The sequence below is a fragment of the Streptomyces alfalfae genome, assembly GCF_004127445.1.
Lineage (GTDB): Bacteria > Actinomycetota > Actinomycetes > Streptomycetales > Streptomycetaceae > Streptomyces > Streptomyces alfalfae.
Genome location: NZ_QEXM01000041.1, coordinates 156,170 through 180,241 on the forward strand (window position 1 = coordinate 156,170; position 24,072 = coordinate 180,241).

Genomic DNA, 24,072 nt, shown 5'->3' on the forward strand with positions numbered 1-24,072 from the left:
ACCGCGCGCCCGCGAACAGCCAGCATCCCCGAGGGGGCCGAGCCTCCTCACCGTGCACGTGACCGGGAGGCCAAGGCATGGGCGACAAGGCGAACGCACACCCCGGAGCCGCCGGCAGGGCGGCATCGGCCGACCACCCCGCGTCCGTACGGAATGTGGTGCTGGTCGGCCACAGCGGATCGGGCAAGACGACCCTGGTGGAGGCCCTCGCGCTCACCGCGGGGGCGGTGGCCCGGGCGGGCCGCGTGGAGGACGGCGGCACCGTCTCGGACTACGACGAGATCGAGCACCGGCAGCAGCGCTCGGTGCAGCTCTCCCTGGTGCCCGTCGAATGGGGCGGGTACAAGATCAACCTACTGGACACTCCCGGATACGCCGACTTCGTCGGGGAGTTGAGGGCCGGGCTGCGTGCGGCGGACGCGGCCCTCTTCGTCGTCTCGGCGGCGGAGGGCGCCGAGGGCATCTCCGGCGCGACCCGCATGGTGTGGGAGGAGTGCGCGGCGGTCGGCATGCCGCGCGCCATCGTGGTGACGCACCTGGAGTCGGCCCGCGCGGACTTCGCCGGGATGACGCGGACGTGCGCCGAGGCGTTCGGCGCCGACGACCCGGACGCCGTGCTGCCGCTGTACCTGCCGCTGTACGGCGAGCAGGGCCCCGACGGGCACGCGCCCGTGACCGGCCTGATCGGGCTGCTCTCGCAGCGGGTGTTCGACTACGCGTCGGGCGAACGCAAGGAGTCCGAGCCGGGCGACGACCAGCTCCCGCTGATCGAGGAGGCCCGGAACGGACTGATCGAGGGGATCATCGCCGAGAGCGAGGACGAGTCCCTCATGGACCGCTACCTCGGCGGCGAGGACATCGATCACAAGACCCTCGTGGAGGACCTGGAGCGGGCCGTGGCCCGCGGCGTCTTCCACCCCGTGCTCGCGGCGGCGCCCGCGGCGGACGGCGCCCGCCAGGGCATCGGCACCGTCGAGCTCCTCGAACTCATCACCGGCGGCTTCCCCACGCCGCTCGAACACCCCGCGCCCGCCGTCACCACGCCGAGCGGCGCGGCCCGCCCGGCGCTGACCTGCGACCCCGAGGGCCCGCTGGCCGCCGAGGTGGTGAAGACGGCGTCCGATCCCTACGTGGGGCGCGTGTCGCTCGTTCGGGTCTTCTCCGGCACACTGCGGCCCGACGAGACCGTGCACGTCTCCGGGCACGGCCTGACCGACCTCGGCCGCGAGCCGCGTCCGCTGCACGAGGCCGACGAGCGGATCGGCGCGCTGTCCGCGCCGTTCGGCAAGCAGCAGCGCGCCCTCACGCGGTGCGTCGCGGGCGACCTGGCGTGTGTGGCGAAGCTGAGCCGCGCGGAGACCGGCGACACCCTGTCGGCCAAGGACGACCCGCTCCTCATGGAGCCCTGGGACATGCCCGACCCGCTGCTGCCGCTCGCCGTCCAGGCGCACAGCAAGGCGGACGAGGACAAGCTCAGCCAGGGGCTGTCGCGCCTGGTGGCCGAGGATCCGACGATGCGGCTCGAACACAACCAGGACACCCACCAGGTCGTCCTGTGGTGCCTGGGCGAGGCCCACGCCGACGTCGCCCTGGAGCGCCTGCGCAGCCGCTACGGCGTGCAGGTCGACGTGGTGCCGCACAAGGTCTCCCTGCGCGAGACGTTCGCGGGCAGGTCGGCGGGCCGCGGACGCCACGTGAAGCAGTCCGGCGGACATGGCCAGTACGCGATCTGCGAGATCGAGGTGGAGCCGCTGCCCGGCGGCAGCGGCATCGAGTTCGTCGACAAGGTCGTCGGCGGCGCGGTGCCCCGGCAGTTCATCCCGTCCGTCGAGAAGGGCGTACGGGCCCAGGCGGCGAGGGGCGTCGCCGCCGGCTACGCGCTGATCGACGTACGCGTGACGCTCCTGGACGGCAAGGCGCACTCGGTGGACTCCTCCGACGCCGCGTTCCAGACGGCGGGCGCGCTCGCGCTGCGGGAGGCTGCGGCCGGGGCCCGCGTCCATCTGCTCGAACCCGTCGCCGAGGTGCGGGTGCTCGTCGGTGACGACCACGTCGGCGCGGTGATGAGCGACCTGTCGGGGCGCCGCGGCCGGGTCGTCGGCACCGAGCAGGCGCCCGGCGGCCGCACGCTGGTGCGGGCCGAGGTGCCCGAGATCGAGATCGGCCGGTACGCGGTGGACCTGCGCTCGCTCTCCCAGGGCACCGCGCGCTTCAGCCGTGCGTACGCCCGCCACGAGCCGATGCCCCCGCACCTCTCGGAGAAGATCCGTGAACGCGCGGAGGCGACTTCGTAGTTGACGTGTGGCGGTCGCGTGGCCGACGCGGGGAGGGACGCCGCCCGTCGCGCCCCGGCGCGCGGGCGGCGCACCTTTGCCCACTGCCGGATGTCGGCGCTCCCCGATACGCTGATGACCTGATCAACAGATGCGCCGGACGTCAACAGGTGTGCCGGACAGGGAAGTCGGGAAGAGCCGCATCAGCGAAGGCGTCGCGGCAAGGGGGCGGCAGTGGCGGACGATGTATTCGACTTCAGGCCCGGGGCCCAGGTCCCGCTCTCGGGAGCCGCGGGCCAGACGGCGGCGACGCATGCCCTGGCCTCGGCCGCGTATCGCGACAGCGACGTGACCGAGATCCTCAAGGCGAACAACGAGTGGCACAAGTCCGAGGTGAAGCCCGGCATATGGTCGCTGTTCAAGCCGAGCCTCGGTGAGGCCTTCGCGCGGACCGTGCAGGTGCGGATGCTCGGCGGCGGCCGCAAGCCGCTCATCCAGTCCTTCGGCATCGAGCCGCAGGTGGTCGTGGAGCACTGCCTCGCGGCCAACCGCATCCGCAAGGAGCGCGACAGCTGGCTCACGGCCGTGATGGTCCTGTGCGGTGTGCTGTTCCTGCCGGGTCTCATCGTCTGGCTCGCGGTCTTCACCATCCGGCGCCAGGTCGCCAAGAGCGAGAACAAGCGCACGGGCGCGCTCGCCGCCGCCGTCCTGGTCGCCGTGGGGGTGCTGGCCGCCCTCGCCCTGATCAAGCTGCCGTTCGGCGGCTTCTGGGCCTGGTATCTGCGGGCCTCGATCGTGCTGCCCGTCGTGGGCTGGTTCTGGGCCAAGCAGCTCGCCGAGCGCACGGCCAAGGACATGCGCGAGCGCTGGTCCGCCCTGCTCTCCGGCGGCGGCATCGGCGCCAAGATCCCCGAGGCGGTGCCCGGCAGCCCCGGCGAGACGGCCGCCGAGCGGCTGCGCCAGGGCCTGGCGCGGCTCTCCGCCGAGCAGCAGAGCAACTCCGTGTTCTACGCCGGGCCCAAGGGCATACTGGGCATGGGCACGCGCTGGGGCAGCTGGCAGCTGGCCGAGGAGCTGGTGCCCGCCGTGCCCGGCAAGGAGATCCACCCCTTCCGCAGCTGGGACGTCATACGCGCGGTGCACGACCAGCTCCGCCTCCTGGAGCGCGGCCCGCTGCACACCGGCGGCTTCACCAAGCCGCAGATAAACCACTGGATCGTCTCCCCCATCGGGGAGAACGCCAAGGCGGTGGCCCGCCCCTCGGGCACGGACGTGGAGGCCTTCCAGATCCGCGGCCACGAGGTGCAGCGGATCTGCAACGAACAGCAGTTCGGCAGCGGCGAGCGGCACTATCTGGGCGTCCAGTTCACACTCTGGGACGGCCAGTTGGTCATCACGATGCTGATCACGGTGACCGTGCTGCACGAGACGCTGCGCATCGAGGTCACCGGGCACGCCCTCGGCCCCGTGCACTCGCTGTTCACCAGCAAGCCCGACCCGAAGACCAAGACGGTCGCCAAGCCCATCAGGTTCTGGGAGACCGTGGACCGCAGTCTGCCCCTGGTCGACGCCGACGAGGTGGTGCGACTCGCCGTCCGCGCCCCCTTCACCTGGTATCCGCCGCTCCTGGACCACCTCGGCGGCAAGCTGGTCCTGCCCGAGCCGTTCGGCCTGCGGCACGCCTGGGCCGACAAGCCGTGGCGGCACCGCTTCATGGCCGACGACGCGCTGCGCGCCGCCACACCCGTGCTGCGCGTGGTGCACTCGGCGGCGATCAAGGTCCTGGAGGAGAACGGCGTGAACACCGAGAAGTTCGGCGCCCGCTCCGGCTTCCTCAGCGGGGCTATCCAGGACCCGACGCCGAGGAAGGCGGACGTCTACGACGCGTGAGCCGGCTCAGGCGGCCTGGACCGGCCAGGCGTCGGCGAGCATCTTGCGGGTGTCGGCGAGGAGCTGCGGCAGCACCTTCGTGTGCCCGACGACGGGCATGAAGTTGGTGTCGCCGCCCCAGCGGGGCACGACGTGCTGGTGCAGGTGCGCGGCGATGCCGGCGCCCGCCACGGTTCCCTGGTTCATGCCGATGTTGAAGCCGTGCGCGCCCGACGCGGTGCGCAGGGCCGTCATCGCCTGCTTGGTCAACTCGCCCAGCTCGGCCGTCTCGGGCGCGGTCAGCTCGGTGTAGTCGGCGACGTGCCGGTAGGGCACCACCATCAGGTGGCCGCCGTTGTACGGGTAGAGGTTCAGCACCGCGTAGACGTGCTCGCCCCGCGCGATCACCAGGCCGTCCTCGTCGGACTTGGCCGGGATGGAGCAGAAGGGGCAGCCGTCGTCGGCCCCTGGGCCCGTCGGCTTGTTCTCGCCCTGGATGTACGCCATCCGGTGGGGCGTCCACAGGCGCTGGAACGCGTCCTGCGTCCCCACTCCGATCTGCTGCTCCGGCTCACTCGTCATGAGGTGCAGCATATGACTTCACCCGTACGGAACGCGTCGGCGGGGCAGATCCGCACCGCCGCACGAAAGGCCGCGCCAGGCGCCGTACGGGGGAAGGCCCCCGAGGGCACGCCTCGGGGGCCTTCGACCGTATGCCCGGCTCAGACCTGGACGCGGTCCTCGACGGCCTTGGCGATCTTCGCGATGGCCTCGTCGACCGGGATGCCGTTCTCCTGCGAGCCGTCGCGGTAGCGGAAGGAGACGGCGCCGTTGGCCATGTCCTCGTCGCCCGCGATGATCATGAAGGGCACCTTGGACTTCTGGGCGTTGCGGATCTTCTTCTGCATGCGGTCCGAGGACGCGTCGACGTCCACGCGCAGGCCCCGCTCCTTCGCCTTGGCGGCGAACTCCTGGAGGTAGGGCACATGGGCGTCGCCGATCGGGATGCCCAGCGCCTGCACGGGGGCCAGCCACACCGGGAAGGCGCCCGCGTAGTGCTCCAGGAGCACGGCGAAGAACCGCTCGATGGAGCCGAAGAGCGCCCGATGGATCATGACGGGCTGCTGCTTGGTGCCGTCGGAGGCGGTGTACTCCAGACCGAAGCGCTTCGGCTGCTGGAAGTCGACCTGGATGGTCGACATCTGCCAGGACCGGCCGATCGCGTCCTTGGCCTGCACGGAAATCTTCGGGCCGTAGTACGCGGCGCCGCCCGGGTCGGGGACCAGCGGGAGGTCCTGCTTGGCGGCGGCCTGGCGCAGCGCCTCGGTGGCCTCCTCCCACTCCGCGTCCTCGCCGATGAACTTGTCCGACTCGGGGTCGCGGGTGGACAGCTCCAGCTCGAACTCGTTCAGGCCGTAGTCGCGCAGCAGGTCGAGCACGAAGGTGAGGAGCGAGTCGAGCTCGCCCGCCATCTGCTCCTTGGTGCAGTAGATGTGCGAGTCGTCCTGGGTGAAGCCGCGCGAGCGGGTCAGGCCGTGCACGACGCCGGACTTCTCGTAGCGGTAGACCGTGCCGAACTCGAAGAGCCGCAGGGGCAGTTCGCGGTAGGAGCGGCCGCGCGCCTTGAAGATGAGGTTGTGCATCGGGCAGTTCATCGCCTTGAGGCGGTAGTTCTGCTCGTCGAACTCGATGGCGGGGAACATGCCGTCGGAGTAGTTCGGCAGGTGCCCGGAGATCTCGAAGAGACGCTCCTTGGAGATGTGCGGCGTGTTCACGAACTCATAGCCCGTGTCCTCGTGCCGCTTGCGGGAGTAGGTCTCCATCTCCTTGCGGATCACGCCGCCCTTGGGGTGGAAGACCGCGAGACCCGGGCCGAGCTCCTCGGGGAAGGAGAAGAGGTCCAGCTCGGAGCCGAGCTTGCGGTGGTCGCGCTTCTCGGCCTCGGCGAGGAACTCCAGGTGCGCCTTCAGCTCGTCCTTCGACGGCCACGCGGTGCCGTAGATGCGCTGGAGCTGCGGGTTCTTCTCGCTGCCCCGCCAGTAGGCGGCGGCCGAGCGCATCAGCTTGAACGCGGGGATGTTCCGGGTGGTGGGCAGGTGCGGACCGCGGCAGAGGTCCTTCCAGCACAGCTCGCCGGTCTTGGCGTCGAGGTTGTCGTAGATGGTCAGCTCGCCGCCGCCCACCTCGGCGTCCGCGCCCTCGGCGGCGCCCGCCGCGTTGCCCTTGAGGCCGATGAGCTCCAGCTTGTACGGCTCGCCGGCCAGCTCCTCGCGGGCGTCGTCGTCGGTGGTGACGCGGCGCGAGAACCTCTGGCCCCGCTTCTGGATCTCCTGCATCTTCTTCTCGATGCGCTTGAGGTCCTCGGGGGTGAACGGCTCCGCGACGTCGAAGTCGTAGTAGAAGCCGTCCCTGATGGGCGGGCCGATGCCCAGCTTGGCCTCGGGGAAGAGCTCCTGCACGGCCTGCGCCATGACGTGCGCGGTGGAGTGGCGCAGGATGTTCAGGCCGTCCTCGGAGGAGATCTCGACGGGCTCGATCTCGTCGCCGTCGGCCACGGCGTAGGCCAGGTCCTTCAGCTCGCCGGCCACGCGGGCGGCGACGATGGCGCGCTCACCGGGGAAGAGCTCGGCGGCCGTAGTGCCCGTCGTCACCACGCGCTCTTCCCGCTCGGAATCGCGTTGGATGATCACACGGACGTCTGACACCGGTCTCTCCTAGCTGAAGGGGGGTGCGGCGCTTTCTCACGCGCCGCCAAGAGGGATCGTACCGAGCCGGGGGCTCCCCCCGCGAAACGGATCTCCCCGGCCGCCCGGAAGGGCCCCCTCCGCCCCGCTCCCCCACGCGGCGCGACGACGCACGTCCTCAGTCCGTGCCGCACGCCTCCTCGAAGAAGTCGATGTTCTCCTGGAGCGACTTCATCAGCCGGTCCCGCTCCGCCTCGTCCACCTGCACGGGCGTCACGCCGTTCGCCCCCGTCAGCCTGCGGAACCCGCCCCGGCTCTCCAGACGTCCCCGCACCCGGATCGGCAGCCCCACCAGGTGGGCCTGGACGGCCACGAGGTAGGACTCCTCGTCCAGGACCATCCGCACCTGCGGGACGTCGGCCCCGGCGAGCACCCTGACCCGCACCGTGCCGGGCCCGCGCGGCGACGAGCGCCGCATCCGCACCACGGCTCCGGTGATCCGCACCGGCGCCGACGGCTCGTCCCGCAGATAGCGGGCGCTCGCCGCGCGCAGCGCCGCCAGGTCGCCGGGCGAGAACTCCACGGGCTCCGCGCTCGCCGCGCACCCTTCGGGCACCCCCGCGCCCGGCGCCCACTCCACCGCCACGCGCGCCCCCTCCGTGCCGTGCACCAGTGCGACGACGGCCTCGGTCAGCTCATGGCCGGCGCCCGCCGCGACCGCCCCGTCGAAGGCGTCCATGCCGCCCGTGGCGCGCTGGTAGTCGACGGCCTCGCGGACCGCGCACAGCGCCTGGTGGAGCCGGACGGCTAGCGGCCGCCCGGCCTCGACCGGCACGTACGCGGTGAGCCTCCGGCCGCCGGGCGCGGGCCCGACGAGCACGGTCTCCAGGGCGGCCGCCGCGGCCCTGCGGCGCCGCGCCCCGTGGTACCCGGCGCGCTCACGGGCGGCGAGCGCCCCGGCGAGCAGCATCTGCCGTGCCGCCGAGCGCAGCCGCTCCTCGGCCGGCCAGGTCGCGGCGCCCGCGGGCCCTTCGGGCACGTCGCGCCACCAGTGGATCTCGTCGCTGGGCACGGCGAGGCCGACGAGGATGTCGCGGGCGGTCGGGCAGGCGCTGCGGGCGAGCGCGACGAGGGCCTCGCCGAGGAGGTCCTCGCAGTCGGGGAAGGCCCGGCTCTCGGGGACGAGCAGGCTGGTGCCGCCGCCACCGGGTTCCGGCGGCGTCCAGCGCGCGTAGCGCCCGGGGGCTCCGCCGCGCCGGCGCCAGCCGTGCCGGGCGAGCAGCGCGCCGAGCACCGCGGGGTCGACCTGGCCGGGCACGGGCGGCTCCGGCCACGGGCCGGCGTCCGGCACCGGGTGGGGGCGAGCCGGTGCCAGGGGGTCTTCGTGGGGGCGGTGCATCAGGGTCTCCCTCCCCTTCCCACCCGCGTCATGATCTCGCGGAGCGCTCGGTCGTCGAAGATCCGCGAGGTGGGGACGCGCACGGTGGTCCTGCGCCTGCCGGTCACGGGGTGGCCGGCGAGGTTGGTCCAGTAGCAGCAGTGCCGCAGGTCGAGCCGGTCGTGACCGGCGCGCAGCCAGTCGTCGGGGGATCTGGGCACGATCATCACGACCAGGATCTTGTGCACCGCGACCGGTGTGCGGGCCAGCTTCTCCAGGTGCGCGTTGTCGAGCGTGAAGGAGAAGGCGGGCCGGGCGCTCCCGTCGTCCGGGGACACCGGGACGGGCGGCACTTGGTAGGTGCACTTGAGCTGGACCTTGATGGTGACCTCGTCGTCGACCGTGTGCCCGGGGGCGCTGTGGCTGACGTGCCAGTCGATGCCGTTGTCGGGAAAGGGCTGGGAGAGCGAGCACCCGGCGGCCGCCGCGACGGCGTGGAGGTAGCCCACCTGAAGGGTCTCCATACAGGCGGTGGTGGCGAGTGTGCCGCGCGGCGGTGCGATCCGCTCGGGCAGCAGCCCGCCCTGTTCGGGCTGCGCGAGCGCCATGTCCAACAGGCCTTCCGCAAAAGGGCAGTTCCCGGCGCGGGCCGTCATGTCAAGGGCCCCGTACCTCTGTTGTCTCCGGCCCGCGTACGGCGCAAACGGCCCGGGTATCACCGGTGTGGGCGGAGGACCGACGTCATCTGCCGGGACTGAGCGAGGAGTTGCACGACCATGACGTGCTGGTACGAGGGGCCCTTGGCCGCATTCGACACGGAGACCACGGGCGTCGACGTCGAGACCGACCGCATAGTGTCGGCCGCCGTCGTCGTCCAGCAGGGCGCGGGCACCCGGCCGCGCATAAGCCGCTGGCTGGTCAACCCGGGCGTTCCGGTGCCCGAGGAGGCCACCGCGGTGCACGGGCTGACGGAGGATCACCTGCAGCGCACCGGCCGCTGGCCGGCGCCGGTGATGGAGGAGATCGCACGGGATCTGGCCGAGCAGGGCGCCGCGGGCCGGCCGATCGTGGTGATGAACGCGCCATTCGACCTGACGATGCTCGACCGGGAGCTGCGCAGGCACCGCGCCTCGTCGCTCGGCCGCTACATGGAGGGCTCCGCCCTCTGTGTGATCGACCCGCGGGTCCTCGACAAGCACCTGGACCGCTACCGCAAGGGCCGCCGCACGCTCACCGACCTGTGCGCGCACTACGAGGTGGAGCTGTCCGAGGCCCACGACGCGGCGGCGGACGCCCAGGCGGCCCTGGACGTCGTACGGGCGATCGGGCGCCGTTTCGCGTCCCGTCTGGAACGCCTGTCACCGGCCGAGCTGCACACGCTCCAGGCGGTCTGGCACGCGGCGCAGGCGCGCGGACTGCAGGCCTGGTTCGCCAAGAGCGGCACACCGGAGACGGTGGACCCGGCCTGGCCCCTGCGCCCCGAACTGCGGGCCGCCGCCTGATGTGCGGGCAAGAAAAAACCGGTCCGTCTGCTGACGGACCGGCGTTCTCCGGTGGGCGATACTGGGTTCGAACCAGTGACCTCTTCGGTGTGAACGAAGCGCTCTCCCACTGAGCTAATCGCCCGGGAACGCACTGAACAATACAGGTCCCGACGCCCTTCCTTCAAACCGCCTTCCCCCGCTCCCCGCCGCCGTCGCCGGCGGGCCGGCTATGGAGCGGTCCCGGGCGACGAGACGGCCGGTGAGCCCGCGCCGTCCGGCCCGCATCATCAGGGTGTGGTTGAGGACGAAGAACGGCCGCCCCGGCACGGCGAAGCGCCGCATGAGCGGCCTGCGCACCTCGACCTCCTGGTCGTAGACGGCGCACGTCCCCGCGGGCGCTGCCCCGACCGTCCAGCGCGCCCATCCGTCCAGATCCCCGGTCATCCGGATCTCCAGGACCCCGGCGCCGGGATCACGGCGGCCCTCCCGCGCGCCCACCACCAAGTCGTACGGGAGGAAGGACCGGAAGCGGGCCACGCCGCTGCGGCCGTCGGCCGACGCCACCTCGCGCACCTGGGGCCACCACAGCGGATAGTCCTGCACCCGTTCCAGGGCGGCGTAGACGTCGCCGGGGGCGGCGGGCAGGTCCCAGCGGGTGTGGAAGCGGTATCGGCACCAGTTCATGGTCCGAGTCTGCCCGCGGCGGACGCGCGGTCCCACCGGTGGCCGCCGTCTTACGCGCGGGAGTCGTTTCACGCCATCCGCGACGAGTTCGCACAACCGCCGTACGGGACAGGCCGGTTCCGGGAAAGCCCCGGCCCGAATACGGCGAAAACCGGTCGCGCGCGCGTATGTGGACCCGTCAATTCCCTTACCGCATAAGCGAATACGACAACGGCCCGGAGGCTGAAAAGCCTCCGGGCCGTAATCCGGGGTGGGCGATACTGGGTTCGAACCAGTGACCTCTTCGGTGTGAACGAAGCGCTCTCCCACTGAGCTAATCGCCCCGGGCGCATGGAGAACATTACCGCATGTCAGCGGGTGCCCCCGACCGCCCCGGAGTCACCCGCGGGTCACTCCTTGATCTTCCACGGCATCGTGATGCCGAACTTCCAGACGTACACGGCGACGAGCACCGCGACGATGACCAGGCCGATGGTCGTCAGGATGATGTTCCGGCGGCGCACCTTGGGGTCGAGCGCACGCTGTGCGGCCTCGGTGACCTTGCGTTTCGTCCAGCGCAGCACCAGCTGGGCCCAGACGAACTCGGTCGCCCAGATCGCCATGCCACCGAAGATCACCAGCCATCCGGGACCGGGCAGCGGCAGCATGATGATGCCCGCGACGACCACAGCGAGCCCCACGATGAACACGCCCACCTGCCAGCTCAGGTGCAGCACCCGGCGCGACTGGACGTACTGCGGCGCGCGCGACCCGAGGACCGGCTCCGCGTCCGTCCCGCCGACGGGCTCCACGGCCTCCGCCGATTCGTTACTCCCCGTATTCATACGGCCAAACCCTACCGGACGGAAACCCGTCACCGGAATGGCCGCACGGCCAGGAGAGACAACCCGCCAAAAGAGCTACCTAAAGACACGCAAAACACTCAGAGGGGTTTACAACGGCACCGTAGGTGGCATGTCGATTTCGCCGACGTGCGAATCCCCGAGCGCACACTGAGCGAAAGGCCCTGGCGCTTATGAACACCACGGTCAGCTGCGAGCTGCACCTGCGCCTCGTTGTGTCGAGCGAGTCCTCACTGCCTGTTCCCGCAGGACTGCGGTATGACACGGCCGATCCCTATGCCGTGCACGCCACCTTCCACACCGGAGCCGAGGAGACGGTCGAGTGGGTTTTCGCCCGCGATCTCCTCGCCGAGGGCCTGCACCGGCCCACCGGTACCGGCGACGTCCGAGTCTGGCCGTCCCGGAGCCATGGTCAGGGCGTCGTATGCATCGCCCTGAGCTCCCCGGAGGGCGAGGCTCTGCTCGAGGCCCCGGCGCGGGCCCTGGAGTCCTTCCTGAAGCGGACCGACGCGGCGGTGCCCCCCGGCACGGAGCACCGTCACTTCGATCTCGACACCGAGCTCTCTCACATCCTGGCGGAAAGTTAGCCGCGCCAGGCGCGTCGGGATCCCCTCACGCCGTCCGACTCGGGGCGACGGCGCGAACGGTCACGGCACGAGACGCTCGCCGCAGAGATTCAGACACCGGCGCCGTCGTCGCGGAGTTCCTTCCGCTGCGACGGCGCCACTGTCTTCGCCCGGGATGGCGCTAGCATCGGCCAGCATCGGCGGGCACCGGCCCGACCCCCAGGCCAGGGAGCGCATCGTGCTGATCACCCACGACACCCGGTGTTCCCTCGACGCCGTGGTCGATCTGGTGAACACCGCGCCGGAGGACGGCGGCGCCGACGGACTACCGGACGTGGCGGCGCTCGGTGACTTCGCACGCGGCCACGAGGTGAGCGACATCGGGGTGCTCACCGAGGAGGACCTCACGGCCGTGCACCGGATCCGCGCCCGCTTCGCGGAGGTCTTCGCCAACCCGGAGCCGAAGGCCGCCTCCGCCGTCCTCAACGAGCTCATCGCGACGGCGGGCACCACGCCCCGCCTCACCGACCACGACGGATACGACTGGCACGTCCACTACTTCGCCCCCGGCGCCTCCCTCGCCGACCACCTGGCCGCCGACTGCGGCATGGCCCTGGCCTTCTTCGTGGTCGCCGGGGAGCAGGACCGGCTGCGGCGCTGCGAGGCCCCGGACTGCCGGCGCGCCTTCGCCGACCTCTCCCGCAACCGCTCCCGGCGCTACTGCGACAGCCGCACCTGCGGCAACCGCCTGCACGTCGCCGCCTACCGCGCCCGCCGCAAGGAAGCAGCGGGCTGAAAGGGAGGCCGCCGGCCGAGAGGGAGCGGCGGGCCGGGTGGAGCCGTCAGAGCAGCAGCAGGTCGTGCAGCGACGCCAGCAGGATCAGGGTGCCGATCACGGTCAGGAAAATCATCAGGGGCGGTTGGGAGAGGGCGAAGAGACAGCCCTGCCGTTCCTCGTCGTCCGGCGGAGCGGTGCCGCCCTCATTGGTGGTGTCCAGCATCTCGTCGTGATGATGCCGCAGCCCGACGGCGCCGATGACCAAGGAACCCGCCGCCGGGCGTCCGCCCCGCCCGTCCTGGGCAGGCGAAAGTCCAGCGTCCGGCGTGTTCCGACCAGGCCGCGGGGGCCCGCCGCCGCACGGCCCGGCGGCGCCGCCCGCACTCGAACGAGTTAGCGCCGCGGCCCCGGGACGCAGACGGTTGTTGACGGAAGCTTCATATGCCGTGCTTCTTCAGGATCGCCTCGATGTCGCTGAAGTCCTCCGTCGGCGCGGCGGACCGCGGCTTCTCGGCGGGCCTCGCGGCGGCAGGGCGCGTGCCCTGCCCCAGCGAGGGCGCGGAAGCGGTGGGGGCCACCGCCTCGCGCCGGGCCGCCTTCGCGGCCTTGCGCTCCTTGCGGGTGCCCCCGGAGCGGCGCTCGACCGCGCGCGCCCCGAGGAATATCAGCCAGGCCGCGCCGAGCACGCCGAAGCCGATCCACGCCTTGAGGCTGAACGCGGTGTCGGCCGCCCAGCCCACGACACCCGTGAGCACGAGCCCGATCGGCACCAGTGAGTACGCCGCGAGGCGGGCGGCGGTCAAGAAGCGCTTGCGATAGGCCGACACCGCGGCGATGCCGAGGCCGGCCGCGGACACGGCGGAACAGATGGTCTCGGCAATCATCCGGCCCTCCAGGCTTACAGGCTTACGTCGTCCATGGGTCTGTCGTCCCCTCCATCCTGCCTCGTGAGGGTGGCGCGGAGCCATCGTCCCGAGGGGATTCAGGGACATCTCCGGGTCATCTCCGGGTCCGCCCTACTCCCCAGGTCCCGGTCGGCGGGCCATCCCGTGCGGCCCGGGTGACGTCCCGGGCTCTGGAAGACTGTGCCCATGACTGACTCCACCCCCGCCCACCCCGTCGTCCTCGACGTCTGGTGCGAGCTGCAGTGCCCCGACTGCCGTACCGCCCTGGACGACGTACGCGCCCTGCGCGCCCGCTACGGCGACCGCGTCGAGCTGCGTCTGCGCCACTTCCCCCTGGAGAAGCACAAGCACTCCTTCGCCGCCGCGCAGGCCGCCGAGGAGGCCTTCGCGCAGGGCAAGGGCTGGCCGTACGTGGAGGCCGTGCTCGGCCGGGTCGAGGAGCTGGACCGCGCGGGCGAGCCCTTCCTGGTGGCGAGCGCCCGCGAACTCGGCCTGGTCGCCGAGGAGGTCGACACCGCCCTCGTCGACGGCCGGCACATCCTGATCGTCGACGCCGACCAGGCCGAGGGCAAGGCGATCGGCGTCACCGGCACGCCCACGTACGTCGTCGGCGGTGAGCGTCTGGACGGCGGCAAGAGCCAGGACGGCCTGCGCGAGCGCGTCGAGAAGATCATCGACGGCCTGCTGGACGCCGAGGGCTGAGCCCCCGGCCGCCCGGAGCGCCGGAGGAGCCGCTAGAGCAGGGGCTTGTACAGGTGGTACGTACGCGGTTCGTAGCCGAGTGACTCGTACAGGCGCAGGGCCGGGATCTTCCCCGCGAAGACGTTGAGGCCGAGGCTGTCCCTGCCCTCCGCCCGGGTCTGCGCCTCGGCCAGGAGCATCAGCGACCGGCCGTGGCCGCGCCCGCGGCACCGCTCGTCGACCCGGACGTCGAAGACGAACCCGGCGTCGTCGTTCACCTTGAGCCAGAGGCTGCCGACCCTCTCGTCCTCCACGGTGAGCACGCTCAGGAAGACGCCGGGGGTGGCGAGGCCCTGCGCCAGGTTCTTCCCGTGGTCCGCCTCGGACTTGGCGCGGGCCTCGGCCTCGGGCACGCCGCGCTCGATCCAGGTGCGCGCGTACGACAGCTTCGCCTGCGCCAGCCAGGCCGCGTACTCGTCCTCGGTCATCGACCGCCCCCGCACCCCTTCGGGCAGCGGGGCCGGCTCGGCCGCCAGGCGCTTGGCCATGTTGCGGTTGCGCTCCACGTACCCGAGCGCGGTGGCGAGGCGCAGGGCCCCCGTCGACTCGGCGGGGACGGCCGCCTCGATGCGTCGGCAGCCCCAGCCCCGCGCCACCTCCTCGGCGGCCAGCGCGGCCACGGTGCCGCGGCCACGGCCGCGGTCGGGCTCGTCGACGCGCAGCTCGACGACGCGGCAGACCTCCGGCCCGAAGACGTCGTGGGTGGCGAGGGCTATGGAGCCCACCGGACGGCTGTTCACACAGACGTCGAACGTGCGCGCCTTGGAACCGTCGGCGCTCCGGTGAAGCGGCCCGGTCGGCCGCAGGGTCGTGGTCATCACAGGTGTTCTACCCGCCCCGCGGCCACCGCGTCACCGGGGTTTCCCCCGGACGTGCCCGCACCCGGGCCCGGTCCGGGCCCGGGCACGGTTGCCCGGACGTGGTCCGGGCTCAGGGGTCGAGGTCGTCGGCCGCCCGCTCGTCGAAAGCGCGCATCGCCTTGGCCGTCACGGGCCCGGGCGCGCCGGGCAGCTCGCGGCCGTCCACGCGGTGGACGCCCTGCACGTCGCGGAGCGTCGACGTCAGGAAGACCTCGTCGGCGCGGTCGAGGACGTCCATGGGCAGGTCGGTCTCCTTGGCGCCCGTCCACTCGACGGCCAGCTCGCGCGTGATGCCCGCGAGGCAGCCCGAGGCCACCGGCGGGGTGTGGATCTCGCCGTCGAGCACCACGAAGACGTTCGACCCCGTGCCCTCGCAGAGCCGCCCGACCGTGTTCGGGAACAGCGCCTCCGAGGCGCCCCGCTCGCGGGCGCGGGCCAGGGCGACGACGTTCTCCGCGTACGAGGTGGTCTTCAGGCCGCTCAGCGCCCCGCGTTCGTTGCGGGTCCACGGCACCGTGACCACGGCCGTGGAGTCGGGGCGCCGCTGGGCCTCGCCGAGCGCCACGACCAGGGTGGCGCCCCGGTCGCCGCGGTCCGAGCCGAGCGGCGAGAGGCCGCCGGTGTAGGTGATCCGCAGCCGGCCCAGCGGCAGCGGATTGGCTTCGAGGACCGCGGCACAGGCCCGGCGCACCTCGTCGAGGTCCGGCTCGGGCAGCCCGAGACCGCGCGCCGAGCGGGCGAGCCGGGCCAGGTGGCGGGTGAGGGCGAAGGTCCTGCCCTCGACCGTCTTGACCGTCTCGAAGATGCCGTCACCGACCGTCAGGCCGTGGTCGAGCACGGAGACACGGGCGGCGTCGGCGTCCCGCAGTCCGCCGTCGAGCCAGATCTTCACGTCGGGTTTCCTCCACTCGCTTCGTACGCCCCCGACGCTACCGCCAGCAGCCGCGCGGCCTTCAGCTCGGTCTCCCGCCACTCCCCCTCGGGGTCGGACCCCCAGGTGATGCCCGCTCCCGTGCCGAAGCGCAGCAGGCCCTCGGCGCGGTCGATCCAGAAGGTGCGGATGCCGACGGCCAGCTCGCCCGTGCCGCGGTCGGCGTCGACCCAGCCGATGCCTCCGCAGTACGGGCCGCGGGGCGCGGTCTCCAGCTCCTCGATGATCCGCAGGGCGCTCGACTTCGGGGCCCCGGTGACGGAGCCGGGCGGGAACGTCCCGTCGAGCAGCTCCGGCCAGCCCACGTCCGGGCGCAGCTCGCCGTGGACGGTGGAGACGAGGTGGACGAGGCCCGGGTGCTTCTCGACCACGCAGAGTTCGGGGACGGTCACGGAGCCGGTGGCGCAGACGCGCCCGAGGTCGTTGCGGACGAGGTCCACGATCATGACGTTCTCGGCGTAGTCCTTGTCCAGGAGGTCCGCCTCGGTCCTGCCCGTGCCCTTGATGGGGCCCGAATCCACGGCACGGCCCGCGCGGCGCAGGTACAGCTCGGGCGAGGCGGTGGCCGTCTCGACGCCGTGCTCGGGCAGGCGAATCGTTCCCGCATAGGGGGCGGGGTTCCCGCGAGCGAGCAGGGCGGTCAGGGCGTCGACGTCGGCGTCGGCGGGGACGGGCGCGGAGAGGACGCGGCAGAGGTTCGCCTGGTAGACCTCGCCGGCCGCGATGTACTCCCGTATCCGCCGCACGCCCGCGGTGTACGCGGCGCGGTCGAGGGACGACGTCCAGTCACCGGTGGCCGGTCCGCGCCACCCGCCGGGGACGGGCAGCGGCACCGCCTCCTCGCGGACGTCGTCGAAGCGGGCGCAGACCAGGCCGCCCTCGAAGTCGGCGGTCACCGCCCAGAAGCCGGTGGAGTCCAGGGCGGCGGGGTCGCTGGTCACATCGCGCAGACCGGTGGCCACACGGCCGCCGAAGCGCGCCAGGGGAGGGAGCGTCGAAGACGACGTCAGAGCGGGGTTGGACACGGCTGCGAGTCTATGACCGGCGCTCCGGGCGCGCCCCGGGGCGACGACAGCGCAGCACGCTGCGCAAACGCGTTTTTGTACTGGCCCAGGAATCCGCTAGAGTTCAACACGTCGCCGGGACGCGCAAGCGGACCGGGAAAGACAAGCGGACGTAGCTCAGTTGGTAGAGCGCAACCTTGCCAAGGTTGAGGTCGCCAGTTCGAACCTGGTCGTCCGCTCGCAGGAAGAGGGGGATCTTCCCGAACCCCCGCACTCCTGGTGGAGTGGCCGAGAGGCGAGGCAACGGCCTGCAAAGCCGTCTACACGGGTTCAAATCCCGTCTCCACCTCCAAGGACGATTAGCTCAGCGGGAGAGCGCTTCCCTGACACGGAAGAGGTCACTGGTTCAATCCCAGTATCGTCCACTGGATCTTGGTGAGAGCCGACGAAGATCGGCTTCATGGAGATCGTCCCGCGCGATTAGCTCAGCGGGAGAGCGCTTCCCTGACACGGAAGAGGTCACTGGTTCAATCCCAGTATCGCGCACGCAGTACGCAGTGGAAGCCGGAGACGGCGGACACCGTGCGCAGCACACGCAGGAAACCCCGCGCGATTAGCTCAGCGGGAGAGCGCTTCCCTGACACGGAAGAGGTCACTGGTTCAATCCCAGTATCGCGCACCACCCACGAAGCCCCCGGCCGTCTCCACGGCCGGGGGCTTCGTCGTGCGCGCCACCGGGACAGTCAGGCCAGAACGCCCACGCCGTTCAGGACGAGAAGAGCATGTGGCCGAAGCTCTTGTGCCGCTGGTGGTGGCCGTGGTGACCGCCGTGGCCGCCATGCGGGGCGCCCCAGGCGGGGGCCGGGGCGGCGGGGTAGGCCTGCGGGGCGCCCGGAGCCGGGGGGTAGGCCTGCGGGACGGCCGGGGGCGGCGGAGCCTGCTGGCCCCACTGGTTCTCGAGCCGGGTCAGGGACTCCAGCTCGCCGTAGTCCAGGAAGATGCCGCGGCAGTTGGCGCACTGCTCGATCTGGACGCCATTGCGGTTGTACGTGTGCATCGGTGCGTGGCACTTGGGGCACTGCATGGACGGCTCAACTCCTCGCCGGTGGTGACTGCTTCGCCGGGCTTCTGTCCGGCTTCGGTCCGTCGCACCCTACTTCGTCACCTTCGGCGCCAACTCCGCCGGGACGGCGCTCACTTAGGCCATCCGGCCGCAGGCGTCGACCAGGGCCTGCTCGATCTCGTCCAGGGGGCGACCCGCGGCGACCGCCTTGGCGACCGCCAGGGCCGCGGTCTGCGCGGTCAGGGCGCGGGCCGGGACGTCGAGCACCGGCCACGGGGCGGCCCCGACCGCCGGGAGCGCGGGGCCTCCCGCCCGGCGGTAGGCGTCCAGGAAGCGGGTCCACTCCTCGGGGGAGAGCAGCCCGCAGGCGTACCAGGCCGCGGGGCGCGCCAGGTCCCAGGCGGGGTCTCCCGTGCCGAGGTCGTCCACGTCGATGAGCCGCCAGCCGCGGCCCTCGGCGCGTACGAGCTGGCCGAGGTGCAGGTCCCCGTGGCACAGCCCGCGCCGTCCGGCCGGGGCGGGGGCCTCGCCGCGGGCCCAGTCCGGCAGGGCCGCCCAGGCGCGCAGCACCGGGGGCGCGGCGGGATGCGGGCCGGCGGCGCGGAGCCGGGCCAGGGCGCGGGCGGCCTTGGCGGGCCCGCGCATCTGCGGCAGCGGCTGCGGCAGGGCCGCGGGGTCGGTGGCGTGCAGGCCCGCGAGCAGCGTGGCGGCGGCCTCCCAGGGGGCGGCGTCGGGGTCGCCGCGGTCCACGGGGACGCCGTGCGGCCAGAAGGTGATCAGGCGCCCGTGCAGGGCGGTGGGCGCCTCGCGCAGGGGTGGAAGCAGCAGCTCCGGCAGGCGGGCGGCCACGGCGAGCCGCACGGTCAGGTCCCGCCGGCCGGTGCCGGGTGCGTGCGCCTTGGCGACCACGTCGGCGTGCCGTACGACCTGGGCGTCGTCCCGGTCGGCGAGCACGGCGTCCGCCGCTCCCCCACCGCAGGGGCACGCCCCGCCCGGCGGGCGGACCGCACTCCGGTGGGCCACGCTCCGGGCCTCGGAGGTGAGCGCGGGCAGCAGGGTGGTGGTCACGGGAGCCGAGCGTAGGCGGTGGGGACGGGCCGGGTGGCGTAGGGGCGGCTCCCGGGCGGCCGGAGGCGGCGCCCGACCTCGCGCAGGGCCGTGCCCGCGCATGGCAATGCCCGCGCATGGCAATGCCCGCGCAGCTCCCCAGCTGCGCGGGCATTCTGCCGTCCGCCGCACCCCCGTCCCCACGGGGTTTCCTGGCCGGATGTCCCCGCCCGGACCGCTCTTCCGGGCCTGGGGCGCCGCTCAGCGCCCCAGCATCACGCCTACGGACGACGCTTGTGTGACCACTGCGTCCCAGCCGCCGAAGACGACCACGAGCAGGGCTGCCAGGGGGAGGACCATGGCCGTCGCCACCAGGGGGTGGCGCGTGCCGGAGGGCCGGACGCCGAACGCCGAGACCCTGCGACCCCGGGTGCGGATCAAGGTCCGCGGTGCGATGTCCGCCATGGTTCCTCTCCTGACCGATCTCGATGTGGCTCTGGCAGCGGCGGGTGCTTGACCTCGGGGGACGAGTGCTGCACCCGCCGCTTGACCTCAAATCTAGGTCCGCGGGCGATCCCGCACGTCATGCCCTCGTACCGATTGGCGGGCCTCCCGGAGGATGAGCGGCCCGCGTCCGCGTACTCCTGTAGTTGGAGACGGGGGCCCAGGTCTCAGGGTCTTCCCGTAGAGGACGGGGCCGTGGTCTTGACGCACGTCCTCCCTGGGGGTCGGCCCTCGGAGCGCGGGAGCACTCCCACGGGTGACATCGCTCACTTCCCCCGCTCCCCCGCGCACCGCCGTCTCCCCCCGGCGGTCCACCCGGCCCGCCGCCACTTCGCCCGTCCAAGCCGTGTCCCCGGCGGCCACGGCCCGCTCCGCACGGTCACCCTTCACGCGATCAATCCCCCTCCGGCGGCGGAGGGTTGGGAAACGGGGCGGCGTCAACGGCCTTGCGCGTCACGCTCTCTGACCACGCTTCGGTTTTCCCACCCGGCACTGACAATCCGTCGGCCCACGAGGGCGCGGCCTCTGCACGTGCCCGCCCGCGGAAACGTAAGCTGTGGCTCGTCAAACGGACCGGGTAGCGGGGATGGACATGGCGATGATGCGGCTCCGGCGCGAGGACCCGCGTGTCGTCGGCTCGTTCAGGCTGCACAGGCGCCTGGGCGCCGGCGGCATGGGGGTCGTCTATCTGGGGTCGGACCGGAGGGGGCAGCGCGTCGCCCTGAAGGTGATCCGGCCCGATCTGGCGGAGGATCAGGAGTTCCGTTCGCGGTTCGCGCGGGAGGTCTCGGCCGCCCGGCGGATCAGGGGCGGCTGCACGGCACGGCTCGTCGCCGCCGATCTCGACGCGGACCGGCCGTGGTTCGCCACGCAGTACGTCCCCGGCCCCTCGCTGCACGACAAGGTCGCCGCCGAGGGCCCCCTCGCCGCGGCCGACGTGGCCGTGGTCGGTTCGGCGCTCGCCGAGGGCCTGGTGGCCGTGCACGAGGCCGGTGTCGTCCACCGCGACCTCAAGCCGTCGAACATCCTGCTGTCCCCCAAGGGCCCCCGGATCATCGACTTCGGCATCGCCTGGGCCACCGGCGCCTCCACCCTGACCCACGTCGGCACGGCCGTCGGCTCGCCCGGCTTCCTCGCGCCCGAGCAGGTGCGCGGCGCCGCCGTCACACCCGCCACCGACGTCTTCGCGCTCGGCGCCACCCTCGCCTACGCGGGCATGGCGGACTCCCCCTTCGGCCACGGCAGCTCCGAGGTCATGCTCTACCGGGTGGTGCACGAGGAGGCGCAGCTCCGCGGTGTGCCGGACTCCCTGGCTCCGCTGATCAGGGCGTGCCTCGCCAAGGACCCGGAGGAGCGGCCCAGCACGCTGCAGCTCTCGCTCCGGCTCAAGGAGATCGCCGCCCGCGAGGCGCAGGGCCTCGGCGACCCGCGCCCGCCGGCGCCGCGCCAGGACCTCGACCGGCCCACCGGCCGCCTCGCCGAGAGCTACGCGGAGCAGCACACCCAGCGGCGCTCCCCGCCGGGCGCCACGCCCCCGCCGCGCCCGGCCGGACCACGTGGCGGCCCCTCCCGCACCGGCTCGTCCCGTACCGGCGCGTCGCGCACCGGCTCGTCGCGCACCGGCTCGTCCCGTACGAGGGGCTCATCGCGTACGGGAACCTCCTCGCGCGCCGGTGCCTCCCGTACCGGATCGCGGACCTCGGCGCCCCGCGACTCCACGCGGTCGGGCAAGCGGCCCGCTCCCCGCAGCGGCACGGGCCGGCCCGGTCAGCGCAGCACGAGGGCCGGGCTGCGCAGGCCCGCCAACCCGCGCCTCCTGCGGCAGCGGCTCACGGTGTTCGTCATCGTGACGCTGCTCGTCGCGCTCGGCATCGCGGCGGCCCAGGGGTGCCAGGGGCCCGCGCGGAGTCTGGGCGGCGGTGGCCAGGACGTACGGGAGCGGGCGGCGTCCTCGCCGGTGCACGGCCAGGTCGCGCCTCAGCCGATCCACGCCACGTACGGATAGGCCGGCGGGCGGCGCGCCGACCGTCATGTGCGGCCGGCCGCGCCTCTTCCTTCAGGCGCAGGCCTCTCAGAGTTCCGGGCGGCCCGTCGCCACCGCGTAGAACGCGACCGCCGCCGCCGCGCCCACGTTCAGCGAGTCCACACCGTGTGCCATCGGGATGCGGACCCACTCGTCGGCGGCGACCAGGGCCTGCCGGGAGAGGCCTTCGCCCTCGGCGCCGAGCATCAGCGCGACGCGGTCCATGCGGTGGGGCGCCGCCTCGTCGAGCGACTTCGCCTTCTCGTCGGGGGTGAGGGCGAGCAGGTTGAAACCGGCCTCGCGCACCCCGTCGAGTCCCCTCGGCCAGGATTCGAGGCGCGCGTACGGGACGGAGAACACCGCGCCCATCGAGACCTTCACCGAGCGGCGGTAGAGCGGGTCCGCGCAGTCCGGGGAGAGCAGGACGGCGTCCATCCCGAGCGCCGCCGCCGAGCGGAAGATGGCGCCGATGTTGGTGTGGTCGTTCACCGCCTCCATGACGACCACGCGGCGGGTGGTGGCGAGCAGTTCGCCGGCCGTGGGCAGCGGCTTGCGCTGCATCGAGGCGAGGGCGCCCCGGTGCACGTGGTAGCCGGTGACCCGCTCGGCGAGCTCCGGGCTCACCGCGTACACGGGGGCCGGGAGTTCGTCGATGACGTCGCGCATGACGTCGACCCACTTGGCCGAGAGCAGCATCGAGCGCATCTCGTACCCGGCGTCCTTGGCCCGTCTGATGACCTTCTCGCCCTCCGCGATGAACAGGCCCTCCGCCGGTTCGCGCCTGCGGCGCAGTTCGACGTCGGTCAGGCCCGTGTAGTCGCGCAGGCGGGGGTCGTCGGGGTCGTCGACGGTGATGAGATCAGCCACAGGGTGATACTGCCTTGTCCGGGGTGAGGTGCCAACGGCCGCGGAGAGTATTCCGTTACCGCTGGTTACGCGAGGGGGTGTGAGGGCGGCGCGCCAGGGGGTCCTGGGGGCGTCACGCGAGGGGTTCGGGGCCCACCCGCACGACGTCGCCGACGACGATGACGGCCGGGGGCCGCACCTCGTGGACGCGGACCGCCTCGGCGACCGTGGCGAGCGTCGCGTCGACGCGACGCTGGGCGGCCGTCGTGCCCTCTTGGACGAGGGCGAGCGGGGTCTCGGGCGAGCGGCCGTGGGCGATCAGGGCCTCGGCGATCCTGCCGATCTTGTCGACGCCCATCAGGATCACGAGGGTGCCGCGGAGCCTGGCCAGGGCCGCCCAGTCGACCAGGGAGCGCTCGTCGTCCGGGGCCACGTGGCCGCTGACCACGGTGAACTCATGGGCGACGCCCCGGTGCGTGACCGGGATGCCCGCGGCCGAAGGGACCGAGATCGAGCTGGAGATGCCGGGGACGACCGTGCAGGCGATGCCCGCCTCGGCCAGCGCCTGGGCCTCCTCCATGCCGCGCCCGAAGACGTAGGGGTCGCCGCCCTTGAGCCGGACGACCGCCTTGCCCTGCTTGGCGTGCTCGATGAGGGCGTTGTTGATCGCCTCCTGCGCCATGAAACGGCCGTACGGGATCTTGGCGGCGTCGATGATCTCGACGTGCGGCGGCAGCTCGTCGAGGAGGTCGCGGGGGCCGAGGCGGTCGGCGATGACGACGTCGGCGGCGGCGAGCAGCCGCCGGCCGCGGACCGTGATCAGGTCGGGGTCGCCGGGTCCGCCGCCGACGAGGGCCACACCGGGCGTGCGGATGCGGTGATGCGGCGCGACCAGGCTGCCGTCGCGCAGGCCCTCCACCACCGCGTCGCGGATGGCGGCGGTGCGGCGCGGGTCGCGGTCCTGGACGTCGCTGGAGAGGACGGCCACGGTGACGCCCTCGGAGCGGCCGGTGGCCGGGGTCCAGGCGGTGGCGGCCTCGGCGTCGTCGGAGCGGACGCACCAGACGCGGTGCGCCTCCGCCTCGGCCGAGGCGCGGGTGTTCGCCTCGTCGTCGCTGGTGGCGATCAGGGCGTACCAGGCGTTCCGCAGGTCGCCGTCCTCGTAGCGGCGCCTGACCCAGGTGATCTCGCCCGTGTCCGCCATCGCCTCCACGGACGGGGTCGCCGAGGGGGACACGAGGAGGACGTCGGCGCCTGCCTTGATCAGGGCCGGCAGGCGGCGCTGGGCCACCTGGCCGCCGCCGAGGACGACGACGCGGCGTCCCGCGAGGCGGAGACCTACGGGGTAGGCGGGGTGTTCGGCCATGGCTCTGCGGCTCCTCGTGCGGGGGCGTTGCGGCTGCCGCTGCGACGGTGGAGCGGCGGATGGGGGTGACGTGCGGGTTCAGTATGGCCGGGCGGATCGGGGTGTCGTTCCCCTGGGCCGCGCCCGCCCGGAAACGGCGGGCGCCCGGGGCCCTCGTGGTCCGCGGGCCTCGGGCCGTGCTGTGCCCGCCCGTTCGCCGTGCCCGCCCTCGAAACGGGGGGCAC

Annotated in this window: 23 protein-coding genes and 7 tRNA genes; 12 read left to right on the top strand and 18 right to left on the bottom strand. The window is 72.8% G+C overall.

Annotation, left to right across the window (positions count from 1 at the left end):
* The first annotated feature begins 77 nt into the window (after nucleotides 1–77).
* Entirely contained in the window at nucleotides 78–2,294 is a 2,217-nt protein-coding gene (locus DCW30_RS20170; RefSeq protein ID WP_076687106.1) for an elongation factor G-like protein EF-G2, read from the top strand.
* Between the two features lie 213 nt (nucleotides 2,295–2,507).
* A complete protein-coding gene (locus DCW30_RS20175) occupies nucleotides 2,508–4,163 on the top strand; it encodes a hypothetical protein (protein WP_076687105.1) in 1,656 nt (551 codons plus the stop codon).
* 6 nt (nucleotides 4,164–4,169) lie between these two features.
* Here DCW30_RS20175 and DCW30_RS20180 read toward each other — a convergent pair whose 3' ends face one another.
* From DCW30_RS20180 to DCW30_RS20195, 4 genes are all read right to left on the bottom strand, one after another.
* The gene (locus DCW30_RS20180; protein WP_062779490.1) at nucleotides 4,170–4,736 is read right to left on the bottom strand and encodes an HIT family protein; all 567 of its coding nucleotides are present in this window, start codon (nucleotides 4,734–4,736) and stop codon (nucleotides 4,170–4,172) included.
* Between the two features lie 128 nt (nucleotides 4,737–4,864).
* The gene (thrS, locus tag DCW30_RS20185) at nucleotides 4,865–6,847 is read right to left on the bottom strand and encodes a threonine--tRNA ligase (protein WP_076687104.1); all 1,983 of its coding nucleotides are present in this window, start codon (nucleotides 6,845–6,847) and stop codon (nucleotides 4,865–4,867) included.
* Nucleotides 6,848–7,004: 157 nt separating this feature from the next.
* Nucleotides 7,005–8,228 (bottom strand): hypothetical protein, encoded by a 1,224-nt coding sequence (locus DCW30_RS20190; protein ID WP_076689528.1) that lies wholly within the window; start codon nucleotides 8,226–8,228, stop codon nucleotides 7,005–7,007.
* Entirely contained in the window at nucleotides 8,225–8,812 is a 588-nt protein-coding gene (locus tag DCW30_RS20195) for a DUF4365 domain-containing protein (protein WP_062779747.1), read from the bottom strand. The genes DCW30_RS20190 and DCW30_RS20195 overlap by 4 nt, the downstream gene beginning before the upstream one ends.
* Nucleotides 8,813–8,980: 168 nt before the next feature.
* Between DCW30_RS20195 and DCW30_RS20200 the strand changes: the two genes are divergently transcribed.
* Complete coding sequence (locus DCW30_RS20200) at nucleotides 8,981–9,706, top strand: 3'-5' exonuclease (protein ID WP_076687103.1); 726 nt, start codon at nucleotides 8,981–8,983, stop codon at nucleotides 9,704–9,706.
* Nucleotides 9,707–9,758: 52 nt separating this feature from the next.
* Here the strand turns inward: DCW30_RS20200 and DCW30_RS20205 are convergent.
* From DCW30_RS20205 to DCW30_RS20220, 4 genes are all read right to left on the bottom strand, one after another.
* Nucleotides 9,759–9,830, bottom strand: a tRNA-Val gene (locus tag DCW30_RS20205).
* Complete coding sequence (locus tag DCW30_RS20210; RefSeq protein WP_076687102.1) at nucleotides 9,821–10,372, bottom strand: SRPBCC family protein; 552 nt, start codon at nucleotides 10,370–10,372, stop codon at nucleotides 9,821–9,823. Before DCW30_RS20210 ends, DCW30_RS20205 begins: the two co-directional genes overlap by 10 nt.
* Nucleotides 10,373–10,623: 251 nt before the next feature.
* Nucleotides 10,624–10,695, bottom strand: a tRNA-Val gene (locus DCW30_RS20215).
* 66 nt (nucleotides 10,696–10,761) lie between these two features.
* On the bottom strand, nucleotides 10,762–11,196 hold the full coding sequence (locus tag DCW30_RS20220) for a TIGR02611 family protein (protein WP_062779482.1): 435 nt from the start codon (nucleotides 11,194–11,196) through the stop codon (nucleotides 10,762–10,764).
* Between the two features lie 191 nt (nucleotides 11,197–11,387).
* On the opposite strand from DCW30_RS20220, the gene DCW30_RS20225 reads away from it, so the two are divergent.
* Both DCW30_RS20225 and DCW30_RS20230 read left to right on the top strand, forming a co-directional pair.
* Complete coding sequence (locus tag DCW30_RS20225; RefSeq protein ID WP_003959770.1) at nucleotides 11,388–11,801, top strand: SsgA family sporulation/cell division regulator; 414 nt, start codon at nucleotides 11,388–11,390, stop codon at nucleotides 11,799–11,801.
* 217 nt (nucleotides 11,802–12,018) lie between these two features.
* Complete coding sequence (locus DCW30_RS20230) at nucleotides 12,019–12,576, top strand: CGNR zinc finger domain-containing protein (RefSeq protein WP_076687101.1); 558 nt, start codon at nucleotides 12,019–12,021, stop codon at nucleotides 12,574–12,576.
* A gap of 46 nt (nucleotides 12,577–12,622) precedes the next feature.
* Here DCW30_RS20230 and DCW30_RS20235 read toward each other — a convergent pair whose 3' ends face one another.
* Nucleotides 12,623–12,823: a hypothetical protein gene (locus DCW30_RS20235; RefSeq protein WP_062779477.1), complete on the bottom strand. Its 201-nt coding sequence runs from the start codon at nucleotides 12,821–12,823 to the stop codon at nucleotides 12,623–12,625.
* Between the two features lie 172 nt (nucleotides 12,824–12,995).
* A complete protein-coding gene (locus DCW30_RS20240; protein ID WP_076687100.1) occupies nucleotides 12,996–13,442 on the bottom strand; it encodes a hypothetical protein in 447 nt (148 codons plus the stop codon).
* 207 nt (nucleotides 13,443–13,649) lie between these two features.
* Between DCW30_RS20240 and DCW30_RS20245 the strand changes: the two genes are divergently transcribed.
* Nucleotides 13,650–14,165 (top strand): DsbA family protein, encoded by a 516-nt coding sequence (locus tag DCW30_RS20245; RefSeq protein WP_103557529.1) that lies wholly within the window; start codon nucleotides 13,650–13,652, stop codon nucleotides 14,163–14,165.
* 32 nt (nucleotides 14,166–14,197) lie between these two features.
* On the opposite strand, the gene DCW30_RS20250 is transcribed toward DCW30_RS20245, so the two are convergent.
* The 3 genes from DCW30_RS20250 to DCW30_RS20260 form a co-directional block, all read right to left on the bottom strand.
* Nucleotides 14,198–15,022 carry a GNAT family N-acetyltransferase gene (locus tag DCW30_RS20250; RefSeq protein WP_076687098.1) on the bottom strand — a complete coding sequence of 275 codons (825 nt, stop codon included), beginning with the start codon at nucleotides 15,020–15,022 and terminating at the stop codon, nucleotides 14,198–14,200.
* Between the two features lie 112 nt (nucleotides 15,023–15,134).
* The gene (locus DCW30_RS20255; RefSeq protein ID WP_076687097.1) at nucleotides 15,135–15,956 is read right to left on the bottom strand and encodes an aminotransferase class IV; all 822 of its coding nucleotides are present in this window, start codon (nucleotides 15,954–15,956) and stop codon (nucleotides 15,135–15,137) included.
* Nucleotides 15,953–17,020 (bottom strand): chorismate-binding protein, encoded by a 1,068-nt coding sequence (locus tag DCW30_RS20260; protein WP_237283458.1) that lies wholly within the window; start codon nucleotides 17,018–17,020, stop codon nucleotides 15,953–15,955. The genes DCW30_RS20255 and DCW30_RS20260 overlap by 4 nt, the downstream gene beginning before the upstream one ends.
* A gap of 145 nt (nucleotides 17,021–17,165) precedes the next feature.
* Between DCW30_RS20260 and DCW30_RS20265 the strand changes: the two genes are divergently transcribed.
* The 5 genes from DCW30_RS20265 to DCW30_RS20285 all read left to right on the top strand — a co-directional run bounded on the left by DCW30_RS20265 (nucleotide 17,166) and on the right by DCW30_RS20285 (nucleotide 17,681).
* A tRNA-Gly gene (locus DCW30_RS20265) sits at nucleotides 17,166–17,238 on the top strand.
* A 39-nt stretch (nucleotides 17,239–17,277) separates the two neighbouring features.
* A tRNA-Cys gene (locus tag DCW30_RS20270) sits at nucleotides 17,278–17,351 on the top strand.
* Between the two features lies 1 nt (nucleotide 17,352).
* Nucleotides 17,353–17,424, top strand: a tRNA-Val gene (locus tag DCW30_RS20275).
* 49 nt (nucleotides 17,425–17,473) lie between these two features.
* A tRNA-Val gene (locus tag DCW30_RS20280) sits at nucleotides 17,474–17,545 on the top strand.
* Nucleotides 17,546–17,606: 61 nt separating this feature from the next.
* Nucleotides 17,607–17,681 (top strand) — tRNA-Val (locus tag DCW30_RS20285).
* A gap of 84 nt (nucleotides 17,682–17,765) precedes the next feature.
* Here the strand turns inward: DCW30_RS20285 and DCW30_RS20290 are convergent.
* The 3 genes from DCW30_RS20290 to DCW30_RS20300 all read right to left on the bottom strand — a co-directional run bounded on the left by DCW30_RS20290 (nucleotide 17,766) and on the right by DCW30_RS20300 (nucleotide 19,574).
* Nucleotides 17,766–18,083 (bottom strand): TFIIB-type zinc ribbon-containing protein, encoded by a 318-nt coding sequence (locus tag DCW30_RS20290; protein ID WP_076687096.1) that lies wholly within the window; start codon nucleotides 18,081–18,083, stop codon nucleotides 17,766–17,768.
* 114 nt (nucleotides 18,084–18,197) lie between these two features.
* Nucleotides 18,198–19,130: an aminoglycoside phosphotransferase family protein gene (locus DCW30_RS20295; RefSeq protein WP_076687095.1), complete on the bottom strand. Its 933-nt coding sequence runs from the start codon at nucleotides 19,128–19,130 to the stop codon at nucleotides 18,198–18,200.
* A gap of 240 nt (nucleotides 19,131–19,370) precedes the next feature.
* Nucleotides 19,371–19,574 (bottom strand): hypothetical protein, encoded by a 204-nt coding sequence (locus DCW30_RS20300; RefSeq protein WP_076687094.1) that lies wholly within the window; start codon nucleotides 19,572–19,574, stop codon nucleotides 19,371–19,373.
* A gap of 625 nt (nucleotides 19,575–20,199) precedes the next feature.
* Between DCW30_RS20300 and DCW30_RS20310 the strand changes: the two genes are divergently transcribed.
* Complete coding sequence (locus tag DCW30_RS20310) at nucleotides 20,200–21,618, top strand: serine/threonine-protein kinase (RefSeq protein WP_076687093.1); 1,419 nt, start codon at nucleotides 20,200–20,202, stop codon at nucleotides 21,616–21,618.
* Between the two features lie 66 nt (nucleotides 21,619–21,684).
* On the opposite strand, the gene DCW30_RS20315 is transcribed toward DCW30_RS20310, so the two are convergent.
* Entirely contained in the window at nucleotides 21,685–22,503 is an 819-nt protein-coding gene (locus DCW30_RS20315; protein WP_062779458.1) for a TrmH family RNA methyltransferase, read from the bottom strand.
* A gap of 112 nt (nucleotides 22,504–22,615) precedes the next feature.
* A complete protein-coding gene (gene cobA / locus DCW30_RS20320; RefSeq protein WP_076687092.1) occupies nucleotides 22,616–23,848 on the bottom strand; it encodes a uroporphyrinogen-III C-methyltransferase in 1,233 nt (410 codons plus the stop codon).
* Between the last annotated feature and the right edge of the window lie 224 nt (nucleotides 23,849–24,072).